Raw genomic sequence first — 18,968 nt, 5'->3', positions numbered from 1 at the left:
ACAGGGAAGTACTAGTCCTCAGTCTTTTACGAACGAACTACGCACCTCGCTTGTCATTTTTATTCCCTAAAGTTTCAACCCCCGCATCACTTCGGAATGACTTAATTCCTTAACCTGACCGGGTAACATAGCTTCAGCCGTGAGCCCTTCGATGGCCCAGCGAACAAGCCGAAGCGTTGGAAAACCGACAGCGGCTGTCATTCGGCGCACTTGCCGGTTTTTGCCTTCGTGGAGCGCGATCAAGAGCCAGGATGTTGGAATGCTGGCCCGATAGCGAATGGGCGGATTTCGTTCCGGCAACCTCGGTTCGATCAGTGTCCGGGCCTCGGCGGGGAGCGTGTGGTAGGCTTTACCATCGACCGAAATAGTAACTCCTTCCGACAACTGACGGCAAGCTCCGTTTGTCAATTCGCCTTCAACCTGCACGTAATAGGTCCGATTGTGGCGAAATTTTGGATTCAGCAACCGGTGGTTGAGTTGCTTATCACTCGTCAGCAACAGCAGCCCTTCGCTGTCAGCGTCGAGCCGACCGACCGGATACACGTCCTTCGGAAACTCGTAGTCCAGATCCGCCAATGTTGGTTTACCACCTTCCCGGCTAAACTGGGAAAGCATCAGGTAGGGCTTGTAAATGAGGTAGTACATCGTTAATGGTGAATCTGCGAAGGAGTGATGGAGTGAATAACTGACGGATTGTATTCACTCCATCACTCCTTCGCAGATTCACTCATCGACAGCCACACGGGGCAATGGTCGGCGTGAACGACATCGGGCAGCATCTGGCAATCGATAAGCCGATCGCGCAACGTATCGGTGATGGACGCGTAATCGATTCGCCAGCCTTTGTTATTCGTTCGGGCCCCGGCGCGGTAACTCCACCAGCTGTAAGCAACCTTGTCAGGATGTTTGAACCGAAATGAATCCGTCATGCCAGCCGCAAACCAGCGATCCATCCAGGCCCGTTCTTCGGGCAAAAAGCCCGTCGTATTTTTGTTCCGGACCGGATCGTGAATGTCAAGGGGCGTATGCGCAATGTTGTAGTCGCCTACAACAATAAGCCTGGGACGCGTCTTTCTCAATTCATGAACGTAGTCATAAAAATCGCGCAGGAATTCCATCTTAACCCCTTGCCGCAGATCGCCACTCGTGCCCGACGGGAAATAACAGTTTAGCAACGTCACGTCGCCAAAATCCGTACGAAGAATCCGGCCTTCGCAGTCGTACACCGGTAAGCCGCAACCGAGCACGACATTCGTAGGGGCAATTTTCGAGAACGTGGCCACCCCCGAATAGCCTTTTTTTTCGGCGGCATGCCAGTGGTATTGATAACCCAATTGCTCAAAAATCGACAAATCCACGACATCGGTCGTTGCTTTCACTTCCTGAAAGCAGAGAATATCGAACGGTTGCTGAGCGAGCCAGTCGACCAATCCATTGCGGATCGCGGCCCGAATTCCATTTATGTTATACGAAATGAGTTGCATATAAAAAGAGAAGGCAGGCGTCATTCACCTGCCCGTTCGTCTTGCTTCTTTACTTCATCAATTGATTTGCTACTCGTCACTACTCACGGTACGCTCAATCATAAATTTCCCGGCACCAGTTCGTCACTGTTGGTCTGAACGCGTTTGTTGTCGGTAAAGAGCAGCACAAAAACGACCAGCACCGCAGCCGCAATACCCGCCGGAACAAGCCAAAAACTAGTCCAGTCGACAGTATCCCCCGTTTTGAACATATCTTTTACAATACCAGACAGGTAAGAACCGATACCCATACCAATACCGTACGTAGCGAGCGAAATGAGTCCTTGCGCCGATGATTTAATTTTTGCACCTGCTTTGTTATCCGTATAGATCTGACCCGTAACGAAGAAAAAATCGTAGCAAACGCCATGAAGCAGAATAGCAATGTAAAGCATCCATTCGCTTGACCCACCATCTCCGTAGCCGAAGCCAATAAACCGTACAATCCAGGCAACCAGTCCCACAACCAGCATATTCTTGACACCAAGACGTGTGTAGGCCAACGGAATAAGCAGCATAAAAATCACTTCCGATGCCTGTCCCAGTGACATTTTATTCTCCACATTCTGCATGCCACCATCTGTCAGGGAGGGGTTGGCCATCGCGTAATAGAACGACAGGGGAATGCAAATGAGAACCGATGAGAGAAAGAAAATGGCGAACGAGCGGTCTTTGAATAATTTGAACGCATCCAGACCCATAATTTGCGAGAACGAAGTTGCCGTTGTCGCTTTAGGGGGCGTGTCGGGCAGAAAGAAGGCAAACAGGCCCAATGCAACGGACGAATACATCGACAATTGAAAAATGGTCACTTTGTCGCCGAAGCCATAGTAGCCAACAATATTAGTTACAACGATCCATGAAACGGTTCCCAGCACACGAATACCCGGAAATTCCTTCTCGGGACTGGTCATCTGCTGCATCGCGATAGACGTGGTCAAAGCCAGCGTTGGGGCAAATGTCAGACAGTAAAGGAGCAATACCCAGAAAAATTGATCAGCATCATCCACTTGAAGCAGATAGAACAGAATAGCCGCCCCCAGCAGGCTGAGAACACCCAGAACTTTTTGCGCAGCAAAGTAACGGTCGGCGATCATACCAACGAAGAACGGAGCGACAAGCATGGCAATCGAAAAGGTAGAGAAAGCGGCCCCCTGTTGTATACCAGTAGCATGGAGCTGCGTCTCAAGATATTTTGTTACCTGACCGTACCAGGCTCCCCACACAAAAAACTGGAGGAACATCATAACGGAAAGTTTAAAGCGGGTTACTGATAGCATTTTATGGATTTATTGCGTTTTATAGTTAAGCCAGTGAAGGTATATAACCGCCATCAGCCCTGCAAGCCGATTGCCCGCTAAAATTGCCGATCGTGCAGGATGCAGACTGGTTTCTGCCCATCGCTGTCGAAACTCGTACCGTCTTTCAGCAGCGATTAGTATCTTTGACCATGTTACTGACTATTTTTTCATGAGAAAACAACTGATTACCCTTGTTGCCCTGGTGGCGATTCCGGCACTGACCTTTGCGCAAACGGCCGATGAAGTAATTAACAAGCATATTGCGGCCCTGGGTGGAGCCGACAAAGTGGCAGCGGTTAAGACGATGGATTTTGAGCAGTCGATGTCGCTTCAGGGGATGGAACTGACCTCAAAAAGCACGTTCGTCATCGGTAAATCATTCCGCAACGACATCTCGGTGATGGGCCAGCAGATTACCAACGTTATCGACGGCGACAAAGGCTGGATGGTTAATCCAATGGCGGGGGGCACTGCTGCGCAGGATATGCCCGCCGATGCCCTTAAAGCCGCGAAGAGCGCAACTGAACCACCGATGTTTCAGTTGGCTTACGCAAAAGCCAATAAACTTCCTTACGAGCTGGTGGGCAAGGAAAAGTACAACAACAAGGATGCGTTCAACATTAAACTGACCCGTCCTGAAGGTGTGTTCAACTATTTTGTGGACGCGGCCAATTACCAGCTGCTGGGCATGAAAGGAATGGTCAACATGGGTGGTCAGCAAAGCGAAACGTCAGCTACGTATTCGGACTATAAGCCCGTAGATGGCCTTTCGGTCCCGTACACCAGTGAAGTTACGGCTCCGCAGATTCCTGGCTCCATTACAGCAAAAATCACCAAGATCAACGTGAATGGCACGATCGATCCCTCGGTTTTTAACAAACCTAAGTAACCGGCCGTAGTTTGCTGATCGTCGTCAACTGCTTCTGTTCTCGATAAACAGGCAAACGATTCGATCGGCCAGTTGGCAATAAAAAAGGAGATGTACGATTTGTACGTCTCCTTTTTTATTGCCAAATAATTAATTAATAGTTCCCGATTTTACCACATCTAATTCCGATATTTGATGCGAATACAACCTGATTCTTATGCAATACTTCTCTTTACGTAAGACGACTTCTCTGGCAATCACGCTGGCATTCGGTGCCATTACGGCGCAGGCGCAGTCAACAGCGGCCCCGTCACTCACTGGATTCATCCCAGCGCGACAGGCTGCACAAACCAAGCTCGAAAGCGACTTCAAAACCAAACAGTCAACGGACGCGTTCAAACAACACCTCATCAAGCTGAGCAGCGTGCCACACATCACCGGCTCGAAAGAAAATGAGCAGGTGCGTGATTACATCGCCGAAACCATGCGCAAGGCAGGCTGGCAGGTTGACATATACCCGCATGATGTGTTACTGCCCAAAGGTCCGGGCGATATTGCCGTCGAACTGGTCGAGCCAACCCGGCAACCCCTGAACATCCGTGAGTTTCTGTTTAAGGAAGATAAGTACAGCAGCGACCCTCGGCTAACACCTGGTTACAATGCCTGGTCGGGATCGGGTGACGTGACCGCCGAAGTTGTCTACGCAAATTACGGTCGCAAGGAGGATTTCGAGCAGCTCAAATCGATGGGCATCTCCGTTAAGGGCAAAATTGTACTGGCCCGCTATGGTGGTAATTTCCGGGGATACAAAGCGCAATGGGCGCAGGCGGCCGGAGCCGCTGGTGTCATTATTTTCACCGATCCAGCCGATGCCGGTTACATGCGGGGCCTGACCTTCCCCGAAGGTCCATTTTACAGCGAGAGTGTTATTCAGCGCGGTTCTCTATTGACGACACCGTATACGGGCGATCCGCTCACACCCGGCGAAGCGGCCCTCCCCATGGACGCCAAAAACACGCCGAAACGAATCGACCAGAACGCGGTCGGGTTGCATAAAATTCCGGTAACGCCCCTCCCCTACGGCTCTGCAACCGAAATTTTGAAGCGCATGACGGGCACCAAAGCCGTTCCGGCGGGCTGGCAGGGCGGTTTACCGTATACCTACCGGCTCGAAGGCGGAAACGGGTTAAAGGTTCGGCTGATGGTGAAGCAGGAAAATACGATTCAGCGCATTTATCAGGTCGTTGGCACATTGACCGGATCGGACTTTCCGGACGAGTGGATCATTGCCGGTTGCCACTATGATGCGTGGTCGTACGGAGCTACCGACCCAAACTCGGGAACGGCGATGCTGCTAAGCATGACCGAAACGATGGGCAAACTGGCCAAAGCCGGTCAACGCCCCCGCCGGACCATCAAGGTTTGCCATTGGGATGCCGAAGAACCCGGTGTGATTGGGTCGGCCGAGTGGAGTGAGCAGTTCCGCGATGAACTGACGCAAAAAGCGGTAGCCTACATGAACTACGACGCAGCCGTTTCGGGTCGGACGTTCGGGGCCAGCGCATCGCCTTCCATGAAGAAACTGATCATCGAAGCGACTCAATCTGTTCAATATCCTGATTCGAATAAAACGGTTTATCAGCACTGGCTGGGTCATAAAGCAGCCGGAAATCCAACGCGGGTTACGGGTTCATCGGCTCCGGCAACACAAGCGGGCGAACCGACAATTGGTAACCTCGGCGGTGGATCGGATCATATTGCGCCCTACATGCACATTGGCATTCCGTCACTCAGTGCGGGTATGGAAGGGCCGACGCTCTACCATTCGCAGTACGATGATTTGTATTTCTACGACAAATTTGCCGACCCGACCTATAAAATGGGGCCGATGATGGAGCAGGTTGTCGGAACAATGACCATGCGACTCGCCAACGCCGACCTCGTTCCCTACGATGTTGTACGATACCCTAACGATCTGGCCGTTCACCTAAAAGCCGCCGAGAAAGCTATTCAGGCCTACGCCCCAACTTACTCGATCGAACCCGTGCTAACCGTCGTTGCTGATCTGAAAAAGAATGCCGAAGCCTGCGAACTAGCGCGGCAGACTTATCTGAAAACGGGTCGTACGGACAAGCTGGTCGAATTAAACAAAGAACTGCGGCTGCTGGAGCGGTCATTCATTGACCCAAAAGGCAATGCATTCGGGGCCTGGTATCGCTCGCTCTACGCGTCGTCGGACCCCAATAGTGGCTATGCTTCGTGGATGCTGCCCGGCTTTTTGTACGAAGCCTCGCTGAAATCGACGGCGAATCTGCCTGACCTGGAAATGCGCTACAAAAAAGCCATTCAAACACTCAGTGACAAGCTCTTAACGCTATCGCAGGGGATGGGTAGCCCATCAGCCGTGGGTGGCGGAAAGTAGCCTTTTTAGCCGCAATACCCCCGCTTCCGGCAAGTCTGACTTGTTGTTGAAGCGGGGGTATTGGCGTTTTAACGCTACACCAAACCGGATAATCAGTTATGCAACGGTCCCTAGTCAAGTCTGTCGGCACCGATTACCTTTGTTGAATTCAACTCCATTCACGACAAACGATGAGTTTATCTTTGCATGAAATTCGCCTACATTGATGCTTTACGCGGTGTGGCCATTCTGAGTGTGATCTGGTTCCATTGCCACCTTTATCACTACAGCGATCCAGCCTTTTATTCGCTTATGGACACGTTAGGGTCGCCAGCGGCCATGGGCGTTCAACTGTTTTTTGTGCTAAGTGCTTTCACGCTTTTTCTGTCCCAGAGCCAACGCAAAGACACCGAACATGCGCGGTTTAATTTTTTCATCCGGCGCTTCTTCCGCATTGCACCCATGTATTACGTGGCGATGGCGTATTATCTGTGGCAGGATGCTTACTCTTACCAGCAATCGCTGTCTACTACAATCGCCTACAATAAGTATGGTATTATAGCCAATTCGCTTCTGCTGCACGGTCTGAGTCCGGTCTGGATAAATAGCATTATTCCGGGCGGCTGGTCAGTTGGCATTGAAGTATTGTTCTACGCAATGGTACCGTATCTGTTCACGCGGATCACCACCCTAAACCGGGCCGTTCTTTTCACCACTGCTGCATTGCTGGGCGGTTTTGTGTTCACATCGGCATTGTCGCAGGTTCCAGCCATCCAAGCGAACAGGCAGCTGAACGAATACCTCTTTTATTACCTGCCGTACCAATTACCCGTCTTTGGGTGTGGTATCGTTGCCTATTATCTGGTCATTCGGGGAGAACGACATATTCGTCTAGGGGTAGCCATCTTCGCGATTGGTGTACTGGCTTTCCTGATTCTCAGCAAAACCGTTGGCAAATTATTTATTCCAGACCTACCCCATACCCTGCATCTATTTGGTAGCCTTGGTTTCATTCTGCTTATTATCGGCGCATCCAGGCATATGTACCCGGTCCGGTTTTTCCTGATCAACCGCCTTACCCGATACGTTGGTAAGGTCAGTTATAGTGCCTACCTGACCCATTTTGGCGTTTTGTTCTGGATGGATCGGGTAATTCCTCAGCAACTCATACCGGTGCATAGCGTTCTGACAAATATGCTTAACTTTCACCTCAAGTTCCTGCTGATCGTCTTGATAACGGTGCTGATTTCGACCGTCACGTATCGTCTGATCGAGGAACCCGTTCAGCAGTTTGGCAAGCGTTTTTTGCGCCGACGCGTCGACCGGGAAGTTCTCGTAGCGGCTTAACAGAGTGGTTGGTGAACGTGTCACGTATTCCCCGAAAAAGACAAATGCCATAACCACTGACGGTTATGGCATTTCGTTTATCAGACCGCTTTGGCAGCCGGTTTCGCATGTTCGGGCTTCAGCACCACCACATCCCGAACGATACCGCCCGCGTTTATTTTTTCGACCATCTTGTCGAGCAAGGGCGTTGCCCAGTCGGGAATGTATTTGTCAGTCGTTTGAATCAAAACCTTGGGGAAATCATACAAGGCGCGGCCTAATCCGAACTGGACAGCACACCGCTTCATGGCATCGCTGATCCCTCCTTTTACCGGCTCGACACTCGTGCGGCTGGCCCCGTCCGTTTTCCGAACGATTTCGCCACCGGGCAAAACTGCCGTGATCGTGCACAGAAAACCGCCTTCAATTTCCTTGATCTCGTTCTGCCAGCCTGCCCAGCCGAACTGATCGTCGAATCGCTGCATGACACACCGGTTGGTTATGTAGGGTACAACAACAATTTTTTGCCCGTCTTTCGTCTGACTTTGTACCCGCCATTCAACTTCCTGAGGAGTGAGTGGAGCTGTTAATACGTTTAAGTTCATGTACTTGTTGTTAACTAGTTAGTTTTTAATTGTCTCACTCCGCCATCTTCAACAGCTCATTCAGTTTCAGCAACGCTTCAATAGGTGTCAGCCGGTTTACATCAATCGTGCGCAGCTTTTCTTTGATCGCTTCTGATTTCGGGTCGCCGGATTCGATGATTCGCAACGCCAGTTCCGGTCCCATGTCGCGGGGGGCAGCATCCCGAATTTTTTCCCGATTCTGTTCGCGCCCGTGCGACGATTCGAGTTCTTTCAGTATCTCATTGGCCCGGCTTACGATCTGAGCGGGCATACCGGCCATTTGCGCCACGTGTATCCCGAAACTATGCTCCGATCCGCCTTCTTTCAGCTTCCGCAGGAAAATCACTTTGTTGCCCATTTCCTTGACGGACACATTGTAATTTTTAATCCGGGAGTTGTCGGTAGCCAGGTCGTTCAGTTCGTGGTAGTGCGTGGCAAACAGCGTCTTCGGGCGGCAATCCGTCTTGTTATGGAGGTATTCGGCAATGGACCAGGCAATCGACACCCCGTCGTACGTACTCGTACCCCGGCCAATTTCATCCATTAGTACCAGACTACGCTCGCTGAGGTTGTTGAGGATACTGGCCGTTTCGGTCATTTCGACCATGAACGTACTTTCTCCCCGCGACAGGTTATCGGATGCGCCTACCCGCGTGAAAATTTTATCAACAATTCCGATCTCGGCAACCGACGCCGGCACAAAACTCCCCGACTGAGCCATCAGGACAATCAGTGCCGTTTGCCGCAGCAGCGCCGATTTTCCGGCCATGTTCGGTCCGGTGATAATAATGATCTGCTGTGTTTCATCATCCAGAAAAATGTCGTTTGGAATGTACGATTCGCCGGGGGGCAGTTGCTGCTCAATAACCGGATGGCGACCGTCCTGAATACGCAGCACTTTGGTCTCCGTGATCTGTGGCCGCACGTACTTGTTTTTGACGGCTATCCGCGCAAAGGAGCCCAGCACATCCAATACCGACAAGGCACGAGCGTTCTGCTGAATAGCTCCGACGTATTCGCCAGCCGCCAGAATCAGCTCATTGAACATCCGGGATTCGATCTGAAAGATCTGCTCTTCAGCGTTCAGAATCTTATCTTCATATTCCTTAAGCTCCGGCGTAATGTACCGCTCGGCATTGACCAGCGTCTGCTTCCGGATCCAGTCTTCCGGCACGCGACTTTTGTGCGCATGGGTCACTTCCAGGTAATAACCGAACACTTTATTGTAAGCGACTTTCAGGGACGTAATGCCCGTACGCTGCACTTCGCGTTCCTGTAGCTGTAATAGATAATCCTTGCCCGTATACGCAATGGCGGTCAACTCATCCAGTTCGGCGTTGATACCCGGCTTGATGATGCCGCCCTGGTTGGAAAGCGTCGGCGGATCCTCACGCAGTTCAGCCTCGATCCGGTCGATCAGGAAGGCTACCGGATTAAGTTGGTCCGCGTATTTTTTTAACGAACCGGGATGCCGGCCCCCGGAGTGCCGGCCAGGCGATTCGCTCTGGCTCAGGGCCGTAATGAGCAGTTCTTTGATCGGCAGCACATGTTGCAGTGACCGTTTGAGTTGCAACAGCTCGCGCGGGTTGATGCGTCGCACGGCTACCTTCGACACCAACCGTTCGAGATCGCCGATTTGCTTTAGGTGATTGACGAGCGTTTCCGACAGGTCAACGTCGTCCGTCAGCAGTTCAACCATGTTCAGCCGCTCGTCGATCAATGCTTTTTCTTTGAGGGGTAAACTGAGCCATTTCCGGAGCAATCGCGCGCCCATCGGTGTAACGGTCTGGTCCAGAATCTGGATCAGGGGAACGCCCCCCTCCTGCTGGGCAACGGTCAGCTCAAGGTTCCGAATCGTAAACCGATCGAGCCAGACATAGCGGTCTTCCTCCAGCCGGGTTACGCGTGTAATGTGCTGAAGGTCTTTGTGCTCTGTTTCGTTCAGGTAGTGCAGGATGACACCAGCAGCTATAATACCATCGGGTAAGCCATCAATACCAAATCCTTTCAGCGAGGTTGTCTGGAAATGCTGTTTTAAGAAATTATAGCCAAAATCGTAGGTAAACGCCCAGTCTTCGAGCGTGTAGGTATGAAACTTATCGCCAAACAGGGTGCCAAACTCCTGCCGGTTCCGCTTGCAGTACAGCACTTCGGATGGATTGAAGCTTTGCAATAACTTATCAACATAGGCCGAATTGCCCTGTGATGCCAGAAACTCACCCGTCGAAATATCGAGAAATGAGATGCCGAATGTGTCATCGGCCTTACCGAAATGCACTGCTGCCAGGTAGTTGTTGCGCCGGGTATCGAGCACGTTATCGTTGAACGAAACGCCCGGTGTTACCAGCTCCGTAACCCCCCGGCGAACGATCCCTTTGGCTACCGAAGGGTCTTCCAGCTGATCACAAATGGCTACGCGTTCACCCGCCCGAACGAGCTTGGGTAAGTGCGTATCGAGGGAATGATGCGGGAAACCAGCCAGCTCTTCGTTCGATCCGCCATTGTTCCGTTTTGTCAGTGTGATGCCCAGAATCTTGCTGGCCCGCACGGCATCTTCGCCGAATGTTTCGTAGAAATCACCGACACGGAAGAGCAGCAACGCACCGGGATATTTGGCTTTAATCTGGTTGTATTGGCGGTTGAGCGGAGTTTCGTTCTTCTTTAGATGCGGTTTTACTACCGTGGCTGTCTTCACTGACTTTGGTGTATTGTTATTAAACAAAAATACCAAAATTTGCGGAGAAAGTGGCTATTTTCCGCCCCTATTAACGACATACCCCTTTCCCCAAACCACCTACTTATGCTCCCTCAATCCGAACCAGTGCTTCCGTTCAGGGTCACGTTCAATCCAATCATCCGGACGTACCTATTGCTGTATGTATCGTTCTGTCTGCTTGTCTCTGTTGTTGGTATCCTTCTCCTCCCAATCTGGCTGCTGGGTGTAGGTCAGTGGTGGAGTAGTCATTACTTCAGGAAGCTTGACTGCGAATTATCGGAGCATTCCTTACGCTTCCGCAAGGGTATTCTGGTCGAAGTTGAAAAAACGATCCCACTCGAAAACATTCAGGACGTTACCTTTGTGGCGGGCCCATTGCTGCGCTACTTTGATCTTTGCATTTTAAAATTCGAAACCGCCGGGCAGAGTCCCAATCAGGCTCACAACATGGAGCTCATCGGCATCATCGATGCACAGACGTTTCGGTCCCGGATTCTTAACCAGCGGCAGAAACTGATCGCGGTCCGAACCAGCCAGCAACCGGTCGATACGGATCAGACGCTGCTTGCCGACATTCGGGATACGCTGCACGACATCCGGCGGTTAATACAGGCTAATCTCAATCAAACAAATGCATAAACTTTCCCTCGACGAACTCAATCGTTTATCGGTCGTTGACTTTAAAGAATCCGAGAAATTCCCCTATTGTCTGATCCTGGATGATATCCGCAGCCTCAATAACGTTGGGTCGGTCTTTCGGACGGCGGATGCGTTTCGGGCAGACACGTTGTATCTCTGCGGCATCACCGGTCAGCCACCCCACCGTGATATTACGAAAACGGCGTTGGGCGCTACCGAGTCCGTTTCCTGGACCTACGTAGCCGATGTTGTATCACTGGTCAGGCAGTTACAGGCAGCAGGCTGGGTCGTGGCAGCAATCGAGCAGGCAGCGGGCAGTACGTCACTGAGCGATTTTGAACCGGAGCCAAACAAACGATACGCGTTTGTGTTTGGTAACGAGGTGACTGGCGTACGGGATGACCTTATTCAGCTGGCCGATCTAGTGCTTGAAATTCCGCAATTTGGCACGAAGCACTCCCTAAACATAGCGGTCACAGCCGGTATCGTCTGCTGGGATTTCATCCAGAAAATATAACAAAAACTTAACATTGGGCTTTTGATTCTCCCAATTTTTCCGTATTTATTTGTAAATTTTTTTTATCTGAACAAATGGCAAACAAAACCACCAAAACCAAGCACAAGTCGCTGGCAGCCGACATCGTCACCTCAATCGAATCGAAGTTGAGCGAAGCAGGCACCGCTACGAAAAAAATGAAGAAGTCTATCGAGAAATCGGCAGACAAGTTGGCCAAGAAATTAGCCAAGCTGATTGACAAATCGGAAAACAAGAAAGCGAAGCCGACCAAGAACGCCGAGAAAAAAGCGAAAAAAGACTTATCAAAAGCGAAGAGAAACGCGGAGAAAGCCGAAAAAAACGCAAAGCGGGCGGCCAATAAGATAGATGATACGGCTGCCGATGCAGTGGTATCAACGGCACCCAAGCAAACGCGGGGACCCCGTAAACAGACGCCAGCCCCTAAACCGGCACCGACCACGCGTCGCGCGGCCGCTAAGCCTGCTTCCGTTCCGGCTGCCACTGATAGTCCGGCTGATACCGAGTAGATACGATATGCGTTGATACCGTTTTATCATTTGCCCGTCACAAGCGGGCATTTTTGTTTACATAATTAGTATTTTTATTTCCATATATTACTTTTTCTGTATTTTTTTTGTGACATTTACAGAGAAGCTACGTCTATTTACCGTTTTCTCGCCAACCCTATTCAGCAGGAGTTATGTTGCCACGGTCTACAGTCCCTCCTCTTTTTATAGTCTCCCTTCTGCTGTCGATTGGTACGGGCGTGTTGATCTATGTCAACTGGTCGGCAATTCCCGCAGCTACGTTGGTAGCCATTCCATCGCTTCGCTGGGTGGCGCTATTTCTCCTCGCGCTGTCATCACAGTTTCTGCTTGGCTTCTCGCTATGGTGGTTATTACGCCGTCGTCAGCGGTCGGTGGTACAGACCGAAGTACTCCATTCGATTGTGCACGAATTTCAGACGCCCATTACGGCCATCCGGATGGCAGCCGATATTCTGGATTCGCCCATCGCCCGAAACCAGCCGGAGCGGACGGAAAAATACGTGCGTATTATTCGCGAAGAAACCGAGCGGCTCCAGCATCAGGTTGAAACCATGCTGACCCTGGCCCGCGCCGATCGAAACACGTTAACACTAAATCACGAGCCGGTTCACGTCCATCACCTTCTGCACTCCATCGCCGAACGTCATGGTGACTATCTGGCGTTGAATCTGATCAGCACTGATGTACACGTACTGGCCGACCGGCTTCATCTGACCAATGTACTGCACAATCTGATTGACAACGCGCTAAAATACAGTGCCGACAATCCTGAGATCACCCTCTTCACCAAAGTAAACGCCGACGGTCTGACGATAACGGTGCGTGATCGTGGTGTTGGCATTGCGCCCAAGTTATTGACCCAGATTTTCCAGCCTTTTTTTCGGGTTCACGACCAGAATCAGCCGAGTGTAAAAGGGTTCGGATTGGGGCTGAGTTACGTGCAGCGTATCATTCAAGCGCACAATTGGGCGATCTGGGTGAAAAGTGACCTCGGCCACGGCAGTGATTTTATTATTCAGATACCCCCTTCATCCTTATTACCGGTTTTACCCGACCCAATTCGAACAAAAAAAGCGACGTCGGAATAACCAGCCCCATCACAAACAGCAATTCCGATCATTGATTACCAGAGGTAGCCAATGACCGGAATTACTAGTTACTGTCTATACCTACTTTGCTGTTACAGCAGAAGTTCCTTTAGTAACCTTCATTACGCCATTCATAATACGCCAGTGACCCGGAAACGTACAGACGAAGGGATAGTCACCGGGTGTAGACGGAGCCGTGAACTTCAACCGATACGTTTGATCCGGATTGACCAGCGGTGTTGCCGCAATGATCTGCGGTATGGTCGGCACGTAGTTTTTCTCCGCTCCGTCCTTTGCTGTAATCAACTTATCGGCAGCAGCCCCAATGGTTTCCATGCTTTTGGGTTTACCGATCACCAGATTGTGCTGCATGGCATCGGGGTTTTCCAATACGATCTCGACCTGTTTCCCCGCCGTGACGGTAAACTCTTTTTTGTCGTACCGCATCTCTTCACGAACCGTTTTCATGCGTACAACCTCTACGTTTGGATCGGCCGGAGCCTCTTTCGTTATACCCCAGGCTTCGTAAAGACGACCCAGCCGTTCGCGGTTATCTGCCGAGACCGAACTAGTCAGGCTCGCCAGAAATTCCTTGTCCTGTGGAGTTACCTGCGCCTTGTTGCGAACATTCCAGCCTTCCGATACGCCTTTCACAATGGCTTCACTCTGGGATGCGTCGAGCTTTTTGGTCTGGCGAAGCAGGGCAACAACGGAGTCAATGGGCGCAACGGATGCATAACTACGGGAGGCCCGTTCGAGCACGTAAGCACTCAGGCTTTGTGGAGCACGATAGGTCAACGTATGCGTAGCATTGTTATTTTGCTCATTGCTTTCGGCAATTTTGTTCTCCCGATCGAGCATAGCCGTCAGCGTATACTGTCCGGCGCGCTCGAAGGTAACGCCCATATCGCCAACCCACGGTCCGTTGTTCGATTTACTGATCGTCACGGTTTCGCCCGGTTTGATACCCGTATTATGCGTAACGCTGACAAAATCGATCTTCGCGCCTTCGGCAGCTCCTTTCGGCCCCTCAACACGTAGCGACAAGGGAATTGGCGTTCCCGCCGGAATTTCCACCCCGCCCGCGTTTGTCACATCCACAAAAATTTTGGTTCCCTCCCGAACGCTGGGTGACTCCGGTGTTGTACGAATGGCTGCAATAAGCAGGTCAGGCTGGTTACCAGAAACCACAGGAGCCGCTTTAGGCATTGGCGCGTTAGGACCATGACCTTCGGCATGTGTGCTCATATCGTGAGCGGGAGCCGCCTTAGGTTGTGCCGGTGTGTTCATACTAACCTGTTTCAGATACGTCTTCATCAACTGACCGTCCTGACCCGTTAATGCACAGGCAAATGCGTCGGGCAACCAGCGGTCACTCACTTCGGTCGATTTGTCCAAACGGCTCAGAATCGCCTGTTGAGTGGCCGGACTCTGCGGCATTTCAGACAACGCCAGCAAAGTATTCAGCACAACAACGGGCTCTTTATCGCTTAGCATGTTGGTCTGAAGGAGCGCATTGACCGTCTGTTGATTTCTGGGCAATACCTGAACGGCTGTCTTACGTACACCGGAACAGGGGTGTTTCAGCGCCGAGTTAGCCGCCTGTAAGGCATCGCCATCCAACGCACCCAGACCATGCAACGTCCACAAAGCATGAACAGCCGCCGGATTGATACCAATTTCATCGACTGACTGGTCATTCACGAGGGCGATCAGCTGGGGCACAACGTCTTTGTTATTACGTTCGATCAGCAACCGCTGAGCCGCTGTCCGCCAGAACATATTCGTGTTTTTCAGGGCAGCTACCAGTTCGGCGGGGCGGTCCTTGCTCAGGGCCATCGGCACATACGCCGGCGCATTCTTGTACCCTACCCGATAAATCCGGCCGTGGGTAAAATCACGAAGCGGGGTTTCGTAGGCGTTGCCAGATCCGTTACTTCCACCAGGTGGCGTTGGGTTATGCTGAATGATGTAGCTGTACCAATCGACAACCCAGACGGCTCCGTCCGGACCGACTTCAGCGAAGACGGGTGCAAACCATTCGTCCGCTCCTGCCATAAGATTAAAGCCTTCCGCATCCTCATAATCGCTGCCGTTCTTCTGCATTACATTCTGATGAAGAATGTGGCCCGTTGGCTCCGATACGAAGGCAACCTTGTTCCAGTATTTTTTTGGAAACGCGCGGGCGGTGTAAAGATTATGGCCTGCTGCCGCCGTAAAGCCACCAAATACATCGACCTGCCGCACTTTTTCGGTGATCGGTTTCATATCCTTGTGCGTATCCGTACTCCGGCTACCGTTTTCGCGAATATGCGGTGCGCCGTGAAAATACCGATTCGGAATAGCCATGTACCAGCCATGTGCGTTATTGGCCGTACTGCCGAAAATGTCGCCGGTTTCGCTAAAGCCCAGACCCCATGTGTTGTTCGACGTGCTGGTCACGTGTTCAAGCTGCGATCCATCGGGTTTGAAGCGGAAAAATCCCTGGCTGAACTTCACACTGTCGGCCCCTATTTTTCCTTTGAATCCCGAATAGCCAACGCTACCCCAGATCCAGTTATCGAAACCATAGTGCAGGTTGCTTGGTCCGGCGTGCGTATCAAACGTACCGAAGCCCGTAAAAACAACTTTCTTCACATCGGCCTTGTCGTCACCGTTGGTATCCTGCAAAAACAGCATGTGCGGTGCCTGTGATACGTACAACCCCCCATTGCCAAAGGTCATCCCCGTTGGAATGCTGAGCCCTTCCGCAAAGTTGGTAAACTTGTCGGCTTTACCGTCTTTGTCGGTGTCCTCGCAGATAACAATGATATCGGAACCACCTTCGGGTTTGCGCTCGTTCGGGTAATCCTTGGTAATGAGCGCATAAAGCCGGCCCCGTTCATCCCACGTCATGGCGATGGGGTGCATCACGTTTGGCTCGTGGGCAAACAGATCGAGGGTAAAATCGACCGGAACCTGGATGTGCTTCATTGATTCTTCCGGCGACAGAGGCTCCTGCTCCATCTGTACACCGGGCCGTTTTTCGTAGTTCGGCAGTTTGGCTTCGTGGTAGGCAAACGCCTGTGGGTTCAGGTTATCGTGCAGCTTTTTCACCTCGTCGCCAACCGACCAGAGAATCCCCCGTTCCAGCAACTGCTGAAATCCGGGCTGACCCCAGGTACGCTCGTCGTGCCCGTAAGCCGTGTAAAATACTCGCCCTTTTCCGTACTGACGCGTCCAGGTATACGGTTCTTCCTTGACACCCGGTTTATCTTTGGCCTGATCGGCTTTGATTTCGCGAACGGCAAGGACATTGTTGTCGGCTTGAAGGTGTGAGTGCAGGTAGGTTTCGTCATACGCTTTGAACGACGGTAAGCCTGCTACAATCGGATTGTTCGGTTGCGTGAAGCGCGTCTGGATCGTGTCCATGCGATGCCGCCAGAACTGACCACCAACAACCTTATCGACGTATTCCGTCGAATTACGGAAGCAATACGACGCACAGTGCACCGGAATCAGCCCTTTTCCCGACGATACGTAATCGAGCAATGCTTTTTCCTGTGGCTTGGGAATGCTATCCCAGTTCGCAAAAATCAGCAGTCCGTCATACTTGTTCAGATTGTCCGGATTGAGGTCTTCCAGCTTGTCCGTATAGGTGATATTGATCCCTTTGCTACCCAGGGCCGCCATCAGTTGCGGCACCCGTTCGATGGGTTTGTGATGCCCGTTATCGCCCAGAAACAGAATTTCGATCCGACGCGCTTTGGTGACGGTCTGCTGCGTTGACGATTGATTAGCCGACTGGCGGGCGCACTGGGTAAGCGATGCGATCACCGCCAGGGCCAGAAAAATTTTTATTTGCTTCATCAACATAGAAATAGTTCTTTCAAAAAGGTAGTTCATCCAATCCGCCACTGATATCGGCACTTTCGCCGTTCGCCATCCCGATACATATCATTGTCCGGTGGCAGATCAATGATGTCTATCAATTCAGCGCCAATGTATTCGCACGTACGACGCGATGGCCAGTTATCGGGATCGCAGGTAATGATCAGTTCTATAAATCCATTTTGCAACGCTATGGCTTTCAGCGCTAAACACGCATGGGCAGCGTAGCGTTTACCCCGGTGAGCCTGATCCACATTGTAGCCGATATGCCCGGCGTACAGCAGAATATCATCCTTGTTGCTCAACCGAAATCGGATTGCCCCTACTTTTTCCAGTGACTCTTTTTCAACGATCGAATACTGTTCAGCAGGAACTGTACCATCGACCAGATATGATTTCGCAAACCGGAGAATCACTGGCGACTCGTTCATGCATTCGTAAAATCCGGTAGCTTGATCAGTTGTCCGCCCTGTAGAGCCGACTCATGCGCCAATATACCTACGCTCGTCCAGTTCGCCGATTGGGCCGCATTGGGAAACGGATCACGATCCTCCACAATGGCCGACACAAACTCATGGACCATGTGCGGGTGTGACCCACCGTGACCACCGCCCTGCGTGAAGGACAGGTGTTGCTGGTCGTCGGCGTCGTAAACGCCCTTCGTCGTAAAACGCTGAATTTCTTCGGGAAGCAGTCGGGCGTAGTCAGGTACGGCGACTTTTTCGGGGATTTCCGGCTCCGGCTTTTTCGCGGTATGAATAACGGGCTGCTCATCTTCGATCAACTGCCACTCGAACGACTTCTTATCGCCATATACTTCAAAACTCTCCCGGTATTGCCGCGCCACATCAAACAGCGACCGGTAAACATAGGCCGACAAATCGCTGTCCTTGAACTTAATGTGCGCCGACTCGACCGCAAACGGTGAATTGTGGATTTTCGTCAATTCCTCCCGAATCGTTCCCGAGCCAAAACAAGACACATAGTCCGCTTCGAGTTTCAACAGACCCGCCACCGGTCCAACGCAGTGCGTAGCGTAGTGCATTGGGGGCAACCCAGGCCAGTAATCAGGCCAGCCGTCCATATCCTGCTGGTGACTGGCTTTCAGGAACTGCACCTTTCCTAACTCGCCATTTTCATACAGTTCTTTTACGAACAGAAACTCGCGGCTATACACCACCGTTTCCATCATCATGTATTTTTTGCCGGTCTCTTTCGTCACCTTCACGATTTCCATACACTCCTCAACCGTCGTAGCCATCGGTACGGTACAGGCAACGTGTTTGCCCGCCCGCAACGCTTTCAGGCTCTGTTCGGCATGGTTCGGAATCGGCGAATTGATGTGAACAGCATCGACGTCTGGATCGGCCAGCAATTCATCGTAATTGCTGTAGCGTTTTTCAATACCATACGCGTCGCCGATCTCGTTCAGTTTGTCGACGTTACGCTGGCAGATCGCGTACATGTTTGCGTTCGGGTGGCGCTGATAGATCGGGATAAATTCAGCCCCAAATCCGAGGCCAACAATAGCTATGTTAATCATTG

General features: G+C 51.5%; 15 protein-coding genes. 7 read left to right on the top strand and 8 right to left on the bottom strand.

Annotated features, from left to right (window positions below; all coding sequences use genetic code 11):
• Positions 1-66: 66 nt before the first annotated feature.
• The 3 genes from GK091_RS23265 to GK091_RS23255 form a co-directional block, all read right to left on the bottom strand.
• Entirely contained in the window at positions 67-645 is a 579-nt protein-coding gene (locus tag GK091_RS23265; protein WP_164042517.1) for a pseudouridine synthase, read from the bottom strand.
• Between the two features lie 62 nt (positions 646-707).
• Complete coding sequence (locus tag GK091_RS23260; RefSeq protein WP_164042515.1) at positions 708-1,484, bottom strand: exodeoxyribonuclease III; 777 nt, start codon at positions 1,482-1,484, stop codon at positions 708-710.
• 98 nt (positions 1,485-1,582) lie between these two features.
• Complete coding sequence (locus GK091_RS23255) at positions 1,583-2,803, bottom strand: nucleoside permease (protein WP_164042513.1); 1,221 nt, start codon at positions 2,801-2,803, stop codon at positions 1,583-1,585.
• A 190-nt stretch (positions 2,804-2,993) separates the two neighbouring features.
• On the opposite strand from GK091_RS23255, the gene GK091_RS23250 reads away from it, so the two are divergent.
• The 3 genes from GK091_RS23250 (at position 2,994) to GK091_RS23240 (ending at position 7,440) form a co-directional block, all read left to right on the top strand.
• The gene (locus tag GK091_RS23250) at positions 2,994-3,713 is read left to right on the top strand and encodes a LolA-like protein (protein WP_164042511.1); all 720 of its coding nucleotides are present in this window, start codon (positions 2,994-2,996) and stop codon (positions 3,711-3,713) included.
• A 196-nt stretch (positions 3,714-3,909) separates the two neighbouring features.
• Positions 3,910-6,114 (top strand): M28 family peptidase, encoded by a 2,205-nt coding sequence (locus GK091_RS23245; RefSeq protein WP_212592994.1) that lies wholly within the window; start codon positions 3,910-3,912, stop codon positions 6,112-6,114.
• A gap of 186 nt (positions 6,115-6,300) precedes the next feature.
• On the top strand, positions 6,301-7,440 hold the full coding sequence (locus GK091_RS23240; protein ID WP_164042509.1) for an acyltransferase family protein: 1,140 nt from the start codon (positions 6,301-6,303) through the stop codon (positions 7,438-7,440).
• 80 nt (positions 7,441-7,520) lie between these two features.
• Here the strand turns inward: GK091_RS23240 and GK091_RS23235 are convergent, their stop codons facing one another.
• Complete coding sequence (locus GK091_RS23235; protein WP_164042507.1) at positions 7,521-8,024, bottom strand: Rad52/Rad22 family DNA repair protein; 504 nt, start codon at positions 8,022-8,024, stop codon at positions 7,521-7,523.
• Positions 8,025-8,058: 34 nt separating this feature from the next.
• Entirely contained in the window at positions 8,059-10,740 is a 2,682-nt protein-coding gene (gene mutS, locus GK091_RS23230; RefSeq protein WP_164042505.1) for a DNA mismatch repair protein MutS, read from the bottom strand.
• Between the two features lie 105 nt (positions 10,741-10,845).
• Here mutS and GK091_RS23225 point away from each other — a divergent pair, with 105 nt between their 5' ends.
• From GK091_RS23225 to GK091_RS23210, 4 genes are all read left to right on the top strand, one after another.
• Positions 10,846-11,400 (top strand): PH domain-containing protein, encoded by a 555-nt coding sequence (locus GK091_RS23225; RefSeq protein ID WP_164042504.1) that lies wholly within the window; start codon positions 10,846-10,848, stop codon positions 11,398-11,400.
• The gene (locus tag GK091_RS23220; RefSeq protein WP_164042503.1) at positions 11,393-11,917 is read left to right on the top strand and encodes an RNA methyltransferase; all 525 of its coding nucleotides are present in this window, start codon (positions 11,393-11,395) and stop codon (positions 11,915-11,917) included. The genes GK091_RS23225 and GK091_RS23220 overlap by 8 nt, the downstream gene beginning before the upstream one ends.
• Before the next feature lie 74 nt (positions 11,918-11,991).
• Positions 11,992-12,444 (top strand): hypothetical protein, encoded by a 453-nt coding sequence (locus GK091_RS23215; protein WP_164042502.1) that lies wholly within the window; start codon positions 11,992-11,994, stop codon positions 12,442-12,444.
• Positions 12,445-12,617: 173 nt separating this feature from the next.
• On the top strand, positions 12,618-13,553 hold the full coding sequence (locus GK091_RS23210) for a sensor histidine kinase (protein ID WP_164042501.1): 936 nt from the start codon (positions 12,618-12,620) through the stop codon (positions 13,551-13,553).
• An 81-nt stretch (positions 13,554-13,634) separates the two neighbouring features.
• Here the strand turns inward: GK091_RS23210 and GK091_RS23205 are convergent, their stop codons facing one another.
• Genes GK091_RS23205 through GK091_RS23195 form a run of 3 tightly spaced genes read right to left on the bottom strand, consistent with a single transcriptional unit; the run spans position 13,635 to position 18,966 of the window.
• Positions 13,635-17,402 (bottom strand): PVC-type heme-binding CxxCH protein, encoded by a 3,768-nt coding sequence (locus tag GK091_RS23205; RefSeq protein ID WP_164042500.1) that lies wholly within the window; start codon positions 17,400-17,402, stop codon positions 13,635-13,637.
• A gap of 32 nt (positions 17,403-17,434) precedes the next feature.
• Positions 17,435-17,854, bottom strand: a complete 420-nt coding sequence (locus GK091_RS23200) for a GNAT family N-acetyltransferase (protein WP_164042499.1) — start codon at positions 17,852-17,854, stop codon at positions 17,435-17,437.
• The gene (locus tag GK091_RS23195; RefSeq protein WP_164042497.1) at positions 17,851-18,966 is read right to left on the bottom strand and encodes a Gfo/Idh/MocA family protein; all 1,116 of its coding nucleotides are present in this window, start codon (positions 18,964-18,966) and stop codon (positions 17,851-17,853) included. Before GK091_RS23195 ends, GK091_RS23200 begins: the two co-directional genes overlap by 4 nt.
• Between the last annotated feature and the right edge of the window lie 2 nt (positions 18,967-18,968).

The organism is Spirosoma agri, from assembly GCF_010747415.1.
GTDB lineage: Bacteria > Bacteroidota > Bacteroidia > Cytophagales > Spirosomataceae > Spirosoma > Spirosoma agri.
Note: the sequence above shows the minus strand (reverse complement) of the source record. Positions and strands in the feature narration are given on the sequence as shown.